Origin of the sequence: Exiguobacterium sp. S22-S28, from assembly GCF_043359615.1 — a bacterium.
GTDB lineage: Bacteria > Bacillota > Bacilli > Exiguobacteriales > Exiguobacteriaceae > Exiguobacterium_A.
The window spans coordinates 1-17,063 of record NZ_JBHFFC010000018.1 but is presented as its reverse complement, the minus strand read 5'-3'; the positions used below and the strand labels follow the sequence as shown (position 1 = coordinate 17,063).

Sequence of the window (17,063 nt, the reverse complement as noted above, 5' to 3'; positions counted from 1 at the left end):
GCAACCTCCTTAACCGATGATGACCGATTCTTTTGGATAATTGTAATTCCGTTTCGGCTGGTTGGCTTTGAGCAATAGCACAAAGGAAATGACACCGATTCGTCCGATGAACATCAAGACCGATAAGGTCCATTTGCCGACATCGGATAACTCACTCGTAATCCCAAGTGACAATCCAGTTGTTCCAAACGCCGAACAGGCTTCAAAAAACAAGACCAGGAACGGAGCATCTTCAAAGATCAATAAGACAATCAACCCGATCATCGTCACGCCGGTCGAGACGACGATGACGACAAACGCTTTCCAAATATCGGACTGTCCGATCTCACGTCCAAAAATTTTAATCCCATACTCCCCGCGGATAAAGGCAACGACGCTGAGCACGGCGACGGCAAACGTCGTCGTCCGAATCCCTCCCCCGACGGAGGAGGGCGACGCCCCGATAAACATCAGAATCGATAAAACGAAAATCGAGGCTTGCGAGAAGGTCGTGATATCGACCGTCGTCAGCCCGCCGTTTCGGGTCGTCACGGATTGGAACAAGGCATCAACCAGCTTTTCACCGACCGGCAACCCTTTAAAGGATTGATTCCATTCAAACAGCAGCAGGCTGGCTGTTCCGAACAGGACCAAAATAAAGAACGTCGAAGCCGTTAATTTCGTGAATAATGAAAAATGATACGGTTGACGCGTTGATTGGCGTGTCGCCCGGTAAGAGATATAGCGCCGGACTTCAACCAAGACCGGGAAACCAATCGCCCCGAGCGTCAATAACAGAATCTGCATGAACACGACAAATAAGTCCCCGCGAAACGGCAATAACGATTCTCCGGTAATATCAAACCCGGCATTGGTCGTCGCACTGACAGAACCAAACAATCCTTGTAACATCGCTTCACCCAGCGTCGGAAAGTACTTCGTATAATATAAGCCTAAAATCAAAGCTCCAATGATTTCAATCGATAGGATGATCAGAATGACTTCGCGAATGTATTTGACGACTCCTTGCATCGTCGTCTGGTTTTGGTCACGGACAACGAGTTGCCGTTCCCGAAAACCGATCCGTTTGCCGAGGATAACCCACATCGCGATATGCAACGACATCAATCCGATTCCGCTGACCTGCACGAGAATCATGATCATGAAGTAACCGAATGTCGTGAACGTGTCCGAGACAGAGACTGTCGTCAATCCCGTCACGCTGACACAACTGACCGCCATGAAGACAAGATCCGTGAAATCCCAGTTGTAATTTCCCTGTGTCGACCAGGGCAACCCAAGTAAAATGACGCCAATGATAACGGCGATAAAATAAATAATGACGAGTGACTGGATCGGCGTCAGTTTTCGAATGAAGTGTTGCAATTTTTGTTGATACGCTAAATCCATCCGGCTTCGTCCTCCTTCACAGAAATAGCGGATAACCGGTTAGTTATCCGCTACTTCCTCCTCTACGAGACCTAATCGTGCGAGCGCCAAATCGTAGCCGCCGGAACCATAATTCAGACACCGTTTCACACGCGAAATCGTGGCTGTCGAAGCCCCTGTCGCCTTTTCGATTTTATGGTACGTGTTACCTTCACGTAACTGACGGGCGACTTCGAGACGTTGTGCCAATGCCTGAATCTCATTGACCGTCGCTAAGTCTTCAAACAGGGTATAACAATCTTCTAATGAATCCATCTTCATGATGGCTGTAAATAATTGATCGAGTTCTTTTCCACGCAATTTATCGAGTTGCATCGTCTAACTCCCTTTCCCATGTGTTGCTCTTTAACAGTTTAAAGTGCGACGTTTTAAATTTCAAGCGTCAGCGCAAAATTGCCGGGAAAAGTACTTTTTTCCGTAACACTTCATAAATTCCTTGCGGCGTAATCCGGACATACGGCAGGTGCGTCGACGCCAAGAACAAGAGTGTATAAATGGGATCTTCATACTGATAGCCGCGTGCAAACAAAGCTTCCCGAAGTGCCGTTTCCTGCACAATCAAATCTTCGAGCGGTAAATCGGACGTTTGCCCCATCAAGGTCAATGGAACTTCTGCGATTACTTCCCCCTCATCGACAAGGACGACACCGCCGCCGAATGACTTCATCCGTTCAAAGGCAATCTGCATGTCTCGTTTCGATTTTCCGATCAATAAGATATCGCCGCTGATCGAATACGAACTGACAAGTCCGCCGACATGCGTCGCAAAGTTTTTTAAGACCGTATTCAGACGCCATTTGCCTTCGCGGTCGATGAGCATCAAAAATGACTCATCACATCCGGCGGGTAATACCTGCATGCTTGTATCATGTTCGACTTGATACAGCTTCATGATGACCGAATTGACCATTTCAAGACCAACCGGCATGCTGAAGGAAAAGTCTTGTTCCGTCAAATCAATTCCCACCTGTGAGGCCGGCATCAAATCGATTGCCCGATCCAATGCTTCGACCGGATAACACGGAATATCGTTTTTCCGGACCCAGGTGCCGCGGGCTACGACATCGACCGGCGTCGGATTCTCTTTTGCCTCAAGGATGTTTAAATGCGCAATCCGTCCGGGTGCGATACTGCCAAGCAGATGGTCAAGGTTAAAGTGACGCGCTGCGTTATACGAAGCAATCCGGTACGCTTCCTCCGGAGCAATCCCCGCGGCAAGCATCAATCGGATGGTCTCGTCCATCAGTCCGGCTTTATAAAAGGATGGAGTCGATCCATCTGTCGTCACGAGCACCTTCTCATAGTTCTGTAATCCCGCTTCAACGAGTCCCGCAAAAATATCCGGTAAGTCGGGACGAATCGACGAATACCGGATCGTCGTCGTGTAGCCGAGTTCAAGACGGGTCAGCGCTTCTTCGACCGTCATCGCTTCATGGTCACTTGTGACACCGAACAGAGCCATTTTCGTCAATGTCTTGGCAGAAGCACCCGGAAAATGTCCTTCAATCGGCTTGCCGAGCTTCATCGCATCCTGCATCCATTGCAACAGCTCGTCATCGCCTTGCGACAAACGCGGCCACCCTGTTAATTCACCGGCTTGGATGACTTGGGGATGCTTCAGCCATGCTTGAATCCGTCGGTTATCAATCGTGATGCTGTCGGCATCCAGTTCCGTTTGAGCGTCGAGTCGTGCCCACCAGTACATCGATGTCGGCAGGTCTGCCAGTGCGTCAACCTGCGCAAACGCTTGCTCCGTCGGTTCTAATAAAAGCAGCATATTATCGTTGACGAGTGTCGTCGTGCCGCGTTCTGCCGCAAATTTTGCGAGAGTCGCCGGATTGTACAACTGAAACGGATGGGCATGCGGTTCGATGTAACCGGGGACGATGAATTTGCCCGTCGCATCGTAGACTTCATCTGCCGTTTCCGGCATGTCCGGTCCGACGTAGATGATTCGGTCGCCGCTGATCCAAATGTTAGCCGTCCGCCATGCTTTGAGTCCTTGATTTAAGTACGTCGCATTTTCAATCACGAGTGTAGGTGCAAGCTTTCCGTTGATGACCGCTTGATGCGTGCGGACTTCTGTTTTCGTCCATGGGGACCGTCCACAATTTTTTTTCATGAAAGCTCGACCTCCTTTTTATATGAAAACGCTTTCTTATAGTTCTTATACTAAAATGTTACCGGAAAAGTTTCAAGCTTATTCGTCGTCAATTCGATTCATTTCGCCAAATTAACACAAAACTGCCACGGAAGACAAGTAGCGTTCGCCGTGTTGTTCAAAAAAAAGACCGGTCCTCCCTCAATGATGTGAGAGGAACCGGCTTGTTGCAGTTAACAAATCATGTCGTACGAAATGCTTTTTTGGCGATATCCGTCCGGTAAAAGAAGCCGGTCCGGTCAAACGAATCGAGTCCGCGGTAAACGGTCGATACGGCTTGCTTCATGTCTTTTGCTTTAGCCACACAGACAAGGACGCGTCCTCCGGCTGATAAGATGACCTCATCATCGCCTGCGACCGTTCCTGCATGGAAAATGAGAACATCAGAGCCGATCGTCGACGTGTGAATAGGATGCCCCGTAATCGGTTGTTCCGGATAACCGTTTGCCGCGATGACAACACCGACGACCGCTTCATCCGACCAGACGACTTCTGGAATGTCACCTTGCATCAATGGCATGATGACGTCAAGCAACTCCGTCTCGAGCCGTGGCAGAATCACTTCTGTTTCCGGATCACCGAAACGGGCGTTGAACTCAATGACGGATGGTCCGCGACTCGTCAACATCAGACCCGCATATAAAAAGCCGGTAAACGGAATCCCTTCGCTTGCCATCTGCTCGACGAGCGGACGGATGACACGTTGCATCGCTTCTTCCGTCACAGCTTGTTCGTCAAATTGTGGCAAGGGACTGTACGCCCCCATTCCGCCTGTATTCGGACCGGTATCCCCGTCAAAGGCCCGTTTATGATCTTGCGACAACACCATCGGAATGACGGTTTCTTCGTGTACGAATGCCATCAGTGAACATTCTTCGCCGACGAGACATTCTTCAATGACGACACTGCTCTGCTGACCAAAGTCACCGGCAAAAATCTCATCGACTGCCTGAATCGCCTGATCCGTCGTTGTTGCAACCGTTACACCTTTCCCTGCCGCGAGGCCGTCGGCTTTGATGACGATCGGCGCCCCCTGCTTGCGGATGTAGGCATTTGCTTCCACCGCTGATGTAAAGACGGCATAGTCGGCCGTCGGAATACCGGCCCGGTCCATCAAGGCTTTAGCGAATTGTTTACTGCCTTCAATCGCCGCCGCTTCGCGTGACGGTCCAAAAATCTTTAGTCCAGCTGCTTGAAACGCATTGACGATTCCGAGCACAAGCGGTCCCTCTGGTCCAACAATCGTCCAGTCAATCTGCTCATCCCGCGCGAACCGAACCAATTCTTCAATTGCGTCTTCCCGGATCGGCACACAGACCGCTTCCGTCATTCCGACGTTTCCGGGTGCTGCATAAATCGTCTCGATCCGGACATCCTGTGCCAATTTCCATACGAGTGCATGCTCGCGTCCACCTTTACCGACTACTAATACTTTCACTCGGACCGCCTCCGCTTAGTGTTTAAAATGACGAACGTTCGTAAAGATCATCGTGATGCCGTGTTTGTTACACGCATCAATCGATTCTTGGTCGCGAATCGAACCGCCCGGTTGAATGATCGCTGTAATTCCTGCTGCTGCCGCTGCCTCGACCGTATCCCCCATCGGGAAGAATGCATCCGAGCCCATTGCGGCACCAATCGCTTTATCGCCGGCTTGTGTAATCGCAATATTTGCTGAACCAACACGGTTCATCTGTCCGGCGCCGACGCCGACCGTCACTTCGTCTTTCGCAATGACGATTGCGTTCGATTTGACGTGTTTGACCGCACGCCAAGCGAGTTTTAAGTCTTCCCATTCAGCTGCCGTCGGTTTCCGGTCCGTTACAACACGTGCTGACGCATCATCGAGTGTCTCATCGTCACTGTCTTGCACTAGCATGCCACCGGCGACTGCCGTATAACGAATCGCTTGGACACGTTTGACATCCAGTTCGAGTAACCGAAGATTTTTCTTCGCTGCAAGCAACGTAAACGCGTCTTCCGTAAAGGAAGGAGCGATGATGATTTCGAGGAAGATTCCACTTAATTGTTCTGCTGTTTCGAGATCGACTTCACGGTTTAAGGCCACAATCCCACCGAAGATGGAGATAGGATCGGCTGCATGCGCCCGGCGGAAGGCTTCGTCGATTGTCGGACCAACCGCGACGCCACATGGATTCATGTGTTTGACGACGACGGCTGCCGCTTCGCGGAACTCATCGAGAATCTCAAGCGCTGCATTGGCATCCTGAATATTGTTGTAGGACAATTCTTTGCCGTGGAGTTGCTTCGCCGAAGCGAGTGATGCCCCGCGGTAAATCGGCGTTTTGTAAAAGGCGGCTTCCTGGTGTGGATTTTCTCCATAGCGCAGATCCTGAACCTTCTCTAGCGTGATCGTCAACTGATCCGGGAACTTTTCGCCTGTCTGCGTCAAGAAGTAGTCCGCAATCAAGGCATCGTAAGCCGCTGTATGGCGGAATGCTTTTGCTGCCAGCTTTTGGCGTGTTTCGAACGTCGTTCCACCAAGATGAATCTCGTTGATGACATCTGCGTAATCTGCCGGATCAACGATGACCGTCACGGCGGCATGATTTTTTGCGGCAGAACGAATCATGCTCGGTCCACCGATATCAATATTCTCGATCGCATCCGCATAAGAGACATCCTCATTCATGACTGTTTCTTTAAACGGATACAGATTGACGACAACAAAATCAATCGGTTTGATTTGTTGCTCGGCCATCTGTTCGCGGTGGCTTTCAAGATCACGACGTCCGAGCAATCCACCATGGACCATCGGATGAAGGGTTTTGACCCGACCATCCAGCATCTCCGGGAATTGTGTGACTTCACTGATACCAATGACCGGAAGTCCTGCTGCTTCAAGGACTTGATGTGTCCCGCCTGTCGAAATCAATTCGATCCCGGCTTCATGCATCGCCTGCCCCAGTTCGACGATACCTGTTTTGTCTGATACGCTGATTAACGCTCTCATACGTTTGCCTCCTCTTTCATCCACTCTTCGATGACTTGCGGATACAATCTGTGCTCCACCTGCTGAATCGCTTGTTGGAGCGTTTCCCGTGTCATATTCTCTGTAATCCGAACTGCTTCTTGTGCCATGATCGGTCCTGTATCCATGCCTTCATCGACTATATGAATTGTAACACCTGTGATTTTGACTCCGCCACGAAATGCTTGCCCGATTGCATCTTTTCCCGGAAAAGCCGGAAGCAGAGATGGGTGGATGTTGACGATTCGCCCCGCATAATGCAACAGCAGGACATCCCCGATCAACCGCATATAGCCGGCTAAGATAATCCGTTCCACGTCTCGTCGCTCTAGTTCAGCGACGATTTCGCGCTCGAACGACCGTTTATCCGGATAGTCTTTGGCCGTGAAGACAAAGACATCACAACCGCGTGCGCGCGCCCGCTCAATCACTTTTGCTTGTTTTTGATCACAGACGACGAGTTCAATCGTAGCCTGCAGACGTCCTTGGTCAATCGCTTCAAACAATGCTTCGACATTACTGCCACTTCCCGAGGCAAAACAGGCGATTTTCATTGATCGACTCCATGAATACGGACACCCGGTTCATCCGTGACTGTTCCAATCGTATAGACCGTCTCATTTTCACGGGCAAGGCGTGCCGTGACGGCATCGACATCTTCCGGTTTAACGATCATCATGTAACCGATGCCCATGTTGAAGACATTGTACATATCGTGACGTGGCACGTTTCCGGCTTGTTCGAGCCAATCGAAGACCGGCAATGTCGGCCATTTTTTCGGATCAAACGTCGCACCGCATCCTTCAGGAAGAACACGTGGAACGTTTTCATAAAAACCGCCGCCGGTAATATGGACCATCGCCTGAATTTTTTCTGTTTCGAGGGCCGCTTTGACCGCTTCGACGTAAATCCGCGTCGGCATCAGCAACGTATTGCCGATCGTACTGCCGAACATCATCAACTCATCTTCGTACCGCAGACCGCTTTCGGCGACGATCTTCCGGACAAGTGAAAAGCCGTTCGAGTGAACGCCCGACGAAGCGAGACCTAAGATGACGTCTCCCGGTTGAACGTGTTCTCCTGTGATCAATTTTTGTTTTTCGACGGCACCGACCGCGAATCCGGCGATATCGTATTCACCGTCTGCATACATCCCCGGCATTTCTGCCGTTTCCCCGCCGATCAATGTACAACCGGACTGGACACAACCTTCGGCGACACCGGCGACGATCCGCTCGATTTTAGCGGGAACCGCTTTCCCGAGAGCGATGTAATCGAGGAAATAGAGCGGTTCCGCACCTTGGACGATGATGTCATTGACACACATCGCAACACAATCAATTCCGATCGTATCGTGCTGATCGAGGGCGAAGGCAAGCTTCAGCTTCGTTCCGACGCCGTCCGTGCCGCTGACGAGGACCGGTTCTTTCAGATTCAATTGACTGAGGTCGAACATTGCACCGAAACTGCCGAGTCCCGTCATGACTTCTTTGCGCATCGAGCGGGCCACGTGTTTTTTCATTCGAGAAACGGATTCGTATCCTGCCGTCAGGCTGACACCTGCTGCTTCGTATTGTTTACTCATGCTTTGTTCCCCCATCTGTTCAAAGTTTGGCTTCTAGTTCTAATGCACCGATTGGTGTTGGATATTCGCCTGTGAAACAAGCCGTACATTGACCTTTTAACGGACCATCGAACGGGCGGTCGATTGCATTGACCATTCCGTTGACCGTCAGAAACTCAAGCGAATCGGCTCCGATTTCCCGGCAAATTTCACTTGGTGTCAAGCGGGCGGAAATCAGTTCATCTTTTGAGGACGTATCGATCCCGTAATAACACGGATTGGTGATCGGTGGTGCCGTGATGCGGACATGGACTTCGGTTGCCCCGGCTTCCCGTAACAGTCCGACGATGCGGCGACTTGTCGTCCCGCGAACGATTGAATCATCAACCATGATGACCCGTTTGCCGTTGACGACACCCCGCAGCGCCGATAACTTCATTTTGACGCCGCGCTCGCGGAGTTCTTGTGACGGCTGAATGAACGTCCGACCGACATAACGGTTTTTGATCAATCCCATTTCATACGGAATGCCGCTCGCTTCCGCATACCCGATGGCAGCGGAAATACTTGAATCCGGGACTCCGGTGACGACGTCTGCCTCGACCGGTGCTTCTTCGAACATCTTTTTGCCAAGTGCTTTTCGTGCCGTATGGACGTTGACCCCATCAATCATCGAATCGGGACGGGAAAAGTAGATGTATTCCATCGAACACATCGCCCGCTCATGTGGTTCCATATACTGACGCGATGACATGCCGGACGTTGTGATGGTCACGAGCTCCCCAGGCTCGATATCCCGAATGAACTCGGCGCCGACGATGTCAAACGCACATGTCTCGGACGAAAAGACGATTCCGCCGTCCGGTGTTTTCCCGAGCGACAACGGCCGCAGACCGTGTGGATCAACGGCGACGTACAACGTATCTTCCGTTAAGAACAAGAACGCGAACGCGCCGACGAGTCGGGCCAGACTATCGGCAATCCGGTCTTCAAGCGTCGGCAACTTACTCCGTTTGACGAGGTGGGCGACAACTTCCGTATCACTCGTTGTTTGGAAAATCGCTCCCTCTGCTTCAAGTAAGTGTTTTAACGAATCGGCATTGACGAGGTTCCCGTTGTGCGCAAGCGCCAGGTCGCCCGTCCGTGATTTAAAATGGAGCGGTTGTGTATTCTCAAGCGTATTTCCCCCAGCCGTCGAATAGCGGACATGTCCGATGGCATGGTGCCCGGATAAAGAATCCAGTGTTTCTTGCGAAAAAACTTCCGTGACGAGTCCTTGTCCGCGGTGCGGCAGAAGCAGTTTGCCGTCGCTTGCGACGATTCCCGCTCCTTCCTGTCCCCGGTGTTGCAGGCTGTGGAGACCGTAATAGGCAAGTTGCGCCGCTTCCGGTTGTCCGAAAATCCCGAACACCCCACACTCTTCATTTAATCCTTTGATGTCATATAACACGCGATCGCCCCTTCCCAGTCGGCTTGCAGTGTTGAACGTGTCGCTTCGATGAGTGTATCGCTTGTCTTGATTTGCAGGACGTCTTGATCCGTGACTGTTCCCAATTTGTGAGCACCCGTCTGTTGGACGAAGGCGGCTTCCTGTTCCGGCTTCACCGTCACGACGAAACGTGATTGCGATTCACTGAATAGATTTAGTGCCGGACCGTCAAATGTCACGTCAAGACCAAGCGTCGTCCCGAATGTCATCTCGGCTAAGGCAACGGCGAGACCACCTTCTGCCACGTCATGGATTGCTGTGACTTGTCCCGCTTGAACCGCCGCTTGCAAGGCCAGTAACCGCTCTTGTTCGACGGCTAAGTCAATCTGCGGTGCTTTCCCGAATGATTTTTCGAATTGCAGGTATTGCAGTTCACTGCCGCCGAATTCTGCTGTCGTTTCTCCGAGCAGGTAAACAGCGTCGCCTGCTTGCTTGACGTGTTGTGTCGTAATCCATTCAGTCTGTTCGTGAAGACCGACCATCCCGACGACCGGCGTCGGATGGACTGCTTTGCCAGCAGATTCATTGTATAAAGAGACATTCCCGCCGATGACCGGCGTCTCGAGCACGCGGCACGCTTCTGCCATTCCGGCCGTCGCTTGCTGTAGTTGCCAGAAGCCTTCCGGTTTATCCGGATTCCCGAAGTTCAGGCAGTCGGTGATCGCCAGCGGTGTCGCACCGCTGGCAACGATGTTGCGGGCTGCTTCGGCGACAGCAATCTGTCCGCCGACGAATGGATCGAGGTAAACGAAACGGCTGTTGCAGTCTGTCGTCATCGCGAGTGCTTTGTTCGTTCCGCGAACCCGGATGACGGCTGCATCGGAACCCGGTGCGACGACCGTTGACGTTTGAACCATATGATCGTATTGGTCGTAGACCCAACGTTTTGAAGCAATCGTCGGCTGTTTGAGCAAGGCACGCCATGTCTCGACCACATCGTCAACGACTGGTAACGTTTCCTCCATCGTTTGGAACTCTTCATAATATGCCGGGACACGGGATGGTTTGTTATAGACCGGTGCTTCTTCCGCGAGCGCATCAACCGGTACTTCAGCGACGATCTTGCCGTGGTGGACCAAACGAAGGACTTTTTCGTCGATGACTTCTCCGACGTGCACCGCATGAAGTCCCCATTTGCTGACGATCGCTTCGATTTCCGATTCGCGTCCGCGTTCAACGACCAGCAACATCCGTTCTTGTGATTCCGATAACATCATTTCATAAGCTGTCATGCCTGTTTCCCGTTGCGGTACATCATCCAGATGCATCTCGATGCCCATACCGGCTTTCGAAGCCATCTCGGCTGACGACGATGTCAGTCCGGCGGCTCCCATATCCTGCATGCCGACAAGCGCCGGATGACCAACGATTTCAAGACAGGCTTCGATCAAGAGTTTCTCCATGAACGGATCCCCGACCTGAACGGCCGGACGTTTTGCTTCCGTATCTTCCCCAAGATCTTCTGAAGCAAAGGTCGCCCCGTGAATCCCGTCGCGTCCGGTTGCGGCTCCGACGTACATGACCGAGTTCCCCGCCCCTTTGGCGAGACCCTTTTGAATGTCTTCATGGTTGATCAAGCCGATACACATCGCATTGACAAGCGGATTGCCCTCATACGAATGATCAAAGCCGACTTCTCCTCCGATTGTCGGAATCCCGACACAGTTCCCGTATCCGGCAATTCCAGCGACCACTTGTTCAAACAGTTGATTGACACGCGGTGTACCGAGGTGACCGAACCGAAGCGAGTTCATCAAGGCGACCGGACGGGCTCCCATCGAAAAGATATCGCGGATGATCCCACCGACACCGGTCGCTGCCCCTTGGTACGGTTCGACGGCTGACGGATGGTTGTGACTCTCGATTTTAAAGACGACGGCTTGATTGTCCCCGATGTCGACGACACCGGCTCCTTCACCCGGACCTTGCAGGACGCGTGGACCTGTCGTCGGAAACTGACGTAACACCGGCTTCGACGTCTTGTACGAACAGTGCTCCGACCACATGACGGAAAACAATCCGATTTCTGTGTAGTTCGGTTGGCGTCCAAGTAAGTTGACGACCATCTCATATTCCGCGTCGCTCAGTCCCATCGTTGCGTAGATTCGTTGTTCCTGAATTTGCTCCATCGTTGGTTCAGACTGTTGTTTTAACATGATGTGCCCCCTGTTTGACGAGTGAAGTGAATAACTTAAGTCCATCGGTTCCGCCGGTCAGCAGCTCAACTGCCCGTTCCGGGTGTGGCATCATGCCGAGAACGTTCCCCGCTTTATTCGTGATGCCGGCGATATCGCCGCGTGATCCGTTCGGGTTATCGGCATACGTAAAGGCAATTTGTCGGTTCGTCTGTAACATCGCATACGTCGCATCGTCACAGTAGTAGTTGCCTTCTCCGTGTGCGATCGGAATCGTAATCGTTTCTTGCGCTGTATAATCCGACGTAAAACGCGTCTCATTGTTTTCGACCTTCAGTTCAACCGTCCGGCACATGAACTTCAGTCCCGTATTGCGGTGTAAGACACCCGGGAGAAGCCCGGCTTCAACAAGAATTTGGAATCCGTTGCAGACGCCGAGGACCGTTTTGCCTTCTGCCGCAAATCGTTTCACTTCCTCCATGATCGGTGAGAATTGAGCGATCGCGCCACACCGGAGATAGTCACCGTAGGAGAAGCCGCCCGGTAACAGGACGCCGTCGTATCCTTCAAGGGACGTTTCTGTATGGAAGACGTAGTCCGCTTCTTCACCGAGTGCGTCTTTGACAGCATGATACATATCTAGATCACAGTTCGATCCGGGAAAAACGATGACGGCAAACTTCATACGGTCGTCACCTCTTCTACATCAAAACGATAATCTTCCATCACAGTGTTAACGAGCAGTTTCTGACACATCTCATGAATCATCGCGTCTGTTGTCTCATCTGAAACGAGCAACTCAATCCGCTTGCCGATCCGAACTTCTTCGACCCCCACAAAACCAAGCTGGCTAAGACCGCCTTTGACCGCGACACCTTGTGGATCTAAAATACTTTCTCGTAATGCGACCGCTACTGTAACCTTTTTCATTGTCCGTTTCCCCCTAGGCGATTGAATAGTGTTTGGTATGTGTCGATGAGTGATCCGATATTGCGGCGAAAAACATCTTTGTCGAGGTGTTCGCCCGTTTCCTTATCCCACAACCGGCATGTGTCCGGTGAGATTTCGTCTGCCAGCAGAACTTCGCCGGCCGGTGTTTTACCGTATTCCAGTTTAAAATCAACGAGTGTGATGCCCTTGTTATCAAAGTAGGGACGCAAGACGTCATTGACACGATGTGCTTCCTGTTCAAGCCGTAAAAGCTCTTTTGTAGTCGCAATCTTCAGTAAATTAATGTGTGCCGGTGTGACAAGCGGATCACCTAAGCTGTCATCTTTATAATAAAACTCGACGATCGGCGTCTCGAGCACCGTTCCTTCTTCGATGCCTAGCCGTTTACTGAGGCTGCCGGCGACGACGTTTCGCACGACGACCTCAAGTGGAATGATGGTGACACGACGTACGAGCTGTTCGCGCTCCGATGTCCGTTCAATGAAGTGGGTCGGAATTCCCGCCGCTGCGAGGACCTCAAAAAAGTGGCTCGTCAATCGGTTGTTTAATTCTCCTTTACCGGCAAACTCTGCCTTCTTCTCTCCATTAAATGCTGTTGCCTCGTCTTTGTAGACGATGCGGAGCACATCCTGCTCCTGCGTCGTGTATAACCGTTTCGCCTTGCCTTCATAAAGTGGTTGCATCGATTTCGTCCCCCATGATCCTAAGATGTAGACGGGAGCCGAGCTCCCGTCCCAGGTTGATTAGTTCAAGCCACACCGTTCAAAGATTTCATCGACTCGGCTCGTATGATACGTTGGATCAAAACAAGCATCGAGTTCTTCTTCTGTAAAGAGTTGTTGAATGTCCGCTTCCTGCCATAAGACATCGCGGAACATGATTTGTTCTTCCCATGCCTGCATCGCCCGCGGTTGAACGAAGTCGTAGGCCGCTTCACGTGACCAACCTTTTTCGATCAAAGCGAGTAAGACGTGACCGGAGAAGATGACACCAAACGTCCGGTCCATGTTGCGTTTCATGTTTTCCGGGAATACCGTCAGATTTTTGATGATGTTACCGAACCGGTTCAACATGTAGTTGAGTAATCCCGTCGCATCCGGCAAAATGATCCGTTCCGCAGACGAGTGGGAGATATCCCGTTCATGCCACAGTGAGACGTTTTCGTACGCTGTCACCATATGGCCGCGGATGACACGGGCAAGACCCGTCATGTTCTCCGAACCGATCGGATTCCGTTTGTGCGGCATCGCCGATGATCCCTTTTGACCTTTAGCGAAGAATTCTTCGACTTCACGGGTCTCCGTTTTTTGAAGACCACGAATTTCTGTCGCCATCTTTTCAATCGATGTCGCGATTAAGGCAATCGTCGACATGTAATGGGCATGACGATCACGTTGCAAGGTTTGCGTCGAGACCGGTGCTGGTTTCGTGCCAAGCTTCTCACAGACATATTTTTCGATGAACGGGTCGATGTTCGCAAACGTTCCGACCGCCCCCGACATCTTGCCGTATTCGACTGTTTCCCGTGCTGCCTCGAACCGGACTTTATTGCGTTTCATTTCTTCGTACCAAAGGGCGAGCTTCAGACCAAACGTCGTCGGCTCAGCGTGTACGCCGTGTGTACGTCCCATCATGACCGTATATTTATGTTCGTTGGCTTTGACCTTCAAGATTTCAATGAAACGATCAAGATCGGCCGCCAAGATATCATTGGCTTGTTTCAACAGATACGATAACGCCGTATCAACGACGTCCGTTGATGTCAGTCCGTAATGGACCCATTTGCGTTCTTCGCCCAGCGTCTCCGATACGGCACGTGTGAAGGCGATGACGTCGTGTCGTGTCTCTTGCTCGATTTCATTGATCCGATTGACATCAAAGGAAGCATTTTCCCACAGCAACTGGACGTCTTCTTTTGGAATCACGCCAAGCTCACTCCAGGCTTCACATGCTAAAATCTCAACTTTCAACCAGGCTTCGAATTTGTTCTGTTCTGTCCAGATCGCTTTCATTTCAGGACGTGTATAGCGTTCGATCATCTAACCGTCTCCTTCCATATCTGCAGGCGCGCAACTTCGGCTAACGCTTCTTCGACCGAATCAGCCAAGATGTTCAGATGCCCCATCTTCCGGCCCTGTTTTGCGTCCTGTTTTCCGTATAAATGGACTTTCGTCCGCGAGGATAACATCGGTAATGCCTCGTCTAATGCTGTGATATGTTGACCTAGGATGTTCGCCATGACGACCGGTGTCGTCAAGCGGGTATCACCAAGCGGCAGTCCGCAGATGGCTCGTATGTGTTGCTCGAACTGTGACGTCTCGCACGCATCAATCGAATAATGACCCGAGTTGTGCGGACGCGGCGCCAGTTCGTTGACGATCAGTTCGGAACCGACGACGAACAGTTCGATTGCCAGTGTTCCGATCAAATCGACATCGTTCGCGAGACGCGTTGCCAGGTCAATCGCTTGTTGCTCCAAGTCGCTTGAGATGCGGGCGGGAACGATCGACAGATGCAGGATGTTGTCTTGATGGATATTTTCACTGACCGGGAAGACTTTTGTTTCCCGCTCGCTTCGCGTGACGATGACGGAAATCTCTTGGTCAAACGGCAACCACTTTTCGGCGACGTATGCTGTCGGTTCAAAACGGGCGACGGCCGTTTCTAGATCCAGTTCTGTTCGAATGACCGTCTGCCCTTTGCCGTCATACCCAAACCGGGCTGTTTTTAAGACGAAGGGAAGACCTAACTGCCGTTTCGCTTCGAGAAGATCATCGGTCGTCTGAACTGCCTGATATGGTGCCACCTGGTAACCGAGCTGTTCCATCAGTTCCTTCTCGCGAATCCGGTGTTGGGTCCGAAACAGAAGTTCGGTACCGTGGATCAATTTACCGCCGATGGCTTCCGCTACTTCGTGTGAGATGTTTTCAAACTCATACGTTACGACATCCGAGGCGTCAGCCAGTCGTTTTGCTGCCTCGACATCCGTGAACGGTGCCTGAATCTGTTGATCGGCCACTTGCGCACACGGTGCATTCTCCGTCGGATCAAGCGTGATGAGCGAATATCCCATTTGGCGTGCAGATAAAGCCATCATCCGCCCCAATTGTCCTCCGCCTAAGATTCCGATTCGTTTCATGTCAGATGCACCTCTGAAGCGATGACATCCCCTTCCAGTTCGACCCGCATATGATCCAAAGCCCGGGCAATCCGTTCATCGACGGTCGCAAGAACCTGAGCTGCAAGCAAACCGGCATTTTTCGCTCCAGCATCTCCAATCGCAACGGTCGCGACCGGAACACCACCTGGCATCTGAACGATCGAGAGTAAGGAATCGATGCCTTGGAGTGCTTTGCTCTGAATCGGGACACCAATCACGGGAAGCGTTGTTTTCGCTGCCACCATTCCCGGCAGGTGGGCTGCCCCACCTGCACCGGCAATGATGACTTTTAATCCTCGTTCCCGAGCCGATTCCGCATAACGAAACATTAAGTCCGGTGTCCGGTGTGCGGAGACCACTTTCTTTTCGTATGCAATGTCCAATTGATCCAGTACGTCACACGTTTTCTGCATGGTCACCCAATCCGATTGACTGCCCATGATGACTCCGATTTCCACCTTACTCATCTTCGTTTCCTCCTTTTTGCATAAAAAAAGCCCAAACCACGTCTAAAAGGGTGGCTTAGGGTATAAAAAGGTACGCCAAAAAACGATCGACGAACATCCATATACCCCATAGTCCAACGATTTAGGGTCGTCGGGTAGAAACTTGCAAGCCATATCCCTGCTATTATACGAGGTGTTATATTCAATCTTCCTATCACGCCTTCATCTTAACAAGACTGAACTCGATTCGTCAACCAAAGGCGAACAATTTAATTATCTGAAAATTCATCGTTCGGTTTTATACTTAATTTCTCCCATTCGGTTAGTTTTCCATTCGGAAATTTAAACTGCTGTCAACCTGACAGAAAGAAAAACTACTAAAAAAGACCATCCTCTCATAAAAGAAAGGATGGTCTTTGCGAAAAAACAATTCGATTCATGCGTTCTCAGATTCGAGTTTCGGCTTACAGTCAAAGATGATTTGTTGGCGGATAGGGTACGGTTCTCCGTTGGCATCAAGTCCAAAAATCGGTTCTTCCCGTCGAACGGTCGGACGATAACCCATGGCATCAATCCGATCAATGCACTCGCTGATTGTTTCATTTTCTTCTACGGCAACGCGCATTTTTTGTTTTTTTGCCATGAGTCTCACATTCCTTCCTTATTGTATATATGAAAAAACCAAAAAAAGTCCATAAAAAAGCGGCGGCCCTTGAGCGTATGCTCCAGAACCACCG

16 protein-coding genes and 1 riboswitch are annotated in these 17,063 nt (G+C 51.2%); all 16 genes read right to left on the bottom strand.

What is annotated here, in order from left to right:
* Window positions 1–9: 9 nt before the first annotated feature.
* The 16 genes from ACHA8N_RS04880 to ACHA8N_RS04805 all read right to left on the bottom strand — a co-directional run bounded on the left by ACHA8N_RS04880 (window position 10) and on the right by ACHA8N_RS04805 (window position 16,969).
* A complete protein-coding gene (locus tag ACHA8N_RS04880; protein ID WP_147512322.1) occupies window positions 10–1,389 on the bottom strand; it encodes a TrkH family potassium uptake protein in 1,380 nt (459 codons plus the stop codon).
* A 39-nt stretch (window positions 1,390–1,428) separates the two neighbouring features.
* Entirely contained in the window at window positions 1,429–1,743 is a 315-nt protein-coding gene (locus ACHA8N_RS04875) for a YerC/YecD family TrpR-related protein (RefSeq protein ID WP_012369366.1), read from the bottom strand.
* Between the two features lie 67 nt (window positions 1,744–1,810).
* Window positions 1,811–3,550 (bottom strand): adenine deaminase C-terminal domain-containing protein, encoded by a 1,740-nt coding sequence (locus tag ACHA8N_RS04870; protein ID WP_393964918.1) that lies wholly within the window; start codon window positions 3,548–3,550, stop codon window positions 1,811–1,813.
* 220 nt (window positions 3,551–3,770) lie between these two features.
* Complete coding sequence (gene purD / locus ACHA8N_RS04865) at window positions 3,771–5,027, bottom strand: phosphoribosylamine--glycine ligase (RefSeq protein WP_393964917.1); 1,257 nt, start codon at window positions 5,025–5,027, stop codon at window positions 3,771–3,773.
* A gap of 15 nt (window positions 5,028–5,042) precedes the next feature.
* Window positions 5,043–6,563: a bifunctional phosphoribosylaminoimidazolecarboxamide formyltransferase/IMP cyclohydrolase gene (gene purH, locus ACHA8N_RS04860; RefSeq protein WP_393964916.1), complete on the bottom strand. Its 1,521-nt coding sequence runs from the start codon at window positions 6,561–6,563 to the stop codon at window positions 5,043–5,045.
* Window positions 6,560–7,135 carry a phosphoribosylglycinamide formyltransferase gene (purN, locus tag ACHA8N_RS04855; protein ID WP_393964915.1) on the bottom strand — a complete coding sequence of 192 codons (576 nt, stop codon included), beginning with the start codon at window positions 7,133–7,135 and terminating at the stop codon, window positions 6,560–6,562. The genes purH and purN overlap by 4 nt, the downstream gene beginning before the upstream one ends.
* The gene (purM, locus tag ACHA8N_RS04850) at window positions 7,132–8,166 is read right to left on the bottom strand and encodes a phosphoribosylformylglycinamidine cyclo-ligase (RefSeq protein WP_028106992.1); all 1,035 of its coding nucleotides are present in this window, start codon (window positions 8,164–8,166) and stop codon (window positions 7,132–7,134) included. Before purM ends, purN begins: the two co-directional genes overlap by 4 nt.
* A gap of 19 nt (window positions 8,167–8,185) precedes the next feature.
* Window positions 8,186–9,595, bottom strand: coding sequence for an amidophosphoribosyltransferase (gene purF / locus ACHA8N_RS04845; RefSeq protein WP_026833967.1), 1,410 nt, complete (start codon window positions 9,593–9,595; stop codon window positions 8,186–8,188).
* Window positions 9,571–11,790, bottom strand: a complete 2,220-nt coding sequence (purL, locus tag ACHA8N_RS04840; protein WP_393964914.1) for a phosphoribosylformylglycinamidine synthase subunit PurL — start codon at window positions 11,788–11,790, stop codon at window positions 9,571–9,573. Before purL ends, purF begins: the two co-directional genes overlap by 25 nt.
* Window positions 11,771–12,454, bottom strand: a complete 684-nt coding sequence (gene purQ, locus ACHA8N_RS04835) for a phosphoribosylformylglycinamidine synthase subunit PurQ (RefSeq protein WP_393964913.1) — start codon at window positions 12,452–12,454, stop codon at window positions 11,771–11,773. The genes purL and purQ overlap by 20 nt, the downstream gene beginning before the upstream one ends.
* The gene (purS, locus tag ACHA8N_RS04830; protein ID WP_393964912.1) at window positions 12,451–12,699 is read right to left on the bottom strand and encodes a phosphoribosylformylglycinamidine synthase subunit PurS; all 249 of its coding nucleotides are present in this window, start codon (window positions 12,697–12,699) and stop codon (window positions 12,451–12,453) included. The genes purQ and purS overlap by 4 nt, the downstream gene beginning before the upstream one ends.
* Entirely contained in the window at window positions 12,696–13,403 is a 708-nt protein-coding gene (gene purC / locus ACHA8N_RS04825; protein WP_393964911.1) for a phosphoribosylaminoimidazolesuccinocarboxamide synthase, read from the bottom strand. Before purC ends, purS begins: the two co-directional genes overlap by 4 nt.
* A gap of 60 nt (window positions 13,404–13,463) precedes the next feature.
* Complete coding sequence (gene purB, locus ACHA8N_RS04820; protein WP_026830835.1) at window positions 13,464–14,759, bottom strand: adenylosuccinate lyase; 1,296 nt, start codon at window positions 14,757–14,759, stop codon at window positions 13,464–13,466.
* On the bottom strand, window positions 14,756–15,859 hold the full coding sequence (gene purK, locus ACHA8N_RS04815; RefSeq protein WP_393964910.1) for a 5-(carboxyamino)imidazole ribonucleotide synthase: 1,104 nt from the start codon (window positions 15,857–15,859) through the stop codon (window positions 14,756–14,758). The genes purB and purK overlap by 4 nt, the downstream gene beginning before the upstream one ends.
* Window positions 15,856–16,347 (bottom strand): 5-(carboxyamino)imidazole ribonucleotide mutase, encoded by a 492-nt coding sequence (gene purE / locus ACHA8N_RS04810; protein ID WP_393964909.1) that lies wholly within the window; start codon window positions 16,345–16,347, stop codon window positions 15,856–15,858. Before purE ends, purK begins: the two co-directional genes overlap by 4 nt.
* An 89-nt stretch (window positions 16,348–16,436) precedes the next feature.
* A riboswitch (purine riboswitch) is annotated at window positions 16,437–16,538 on the bottom strand.
* A 224-nt stretch (window positions 16,539–16,762) separates the two neighbouring features.
* A complete protein-coding gene (locus ACHA8N_RS04805; RefSeq protein WP_026833974.1) occupies window positions 16,763–16,969 on the bottom strand; it encodes an NETI motif-containing protein in 207 nt (68 codons plus the stop codon).
* Window positions 16,970–17,063: the final 94 nt, after the last annotated feature.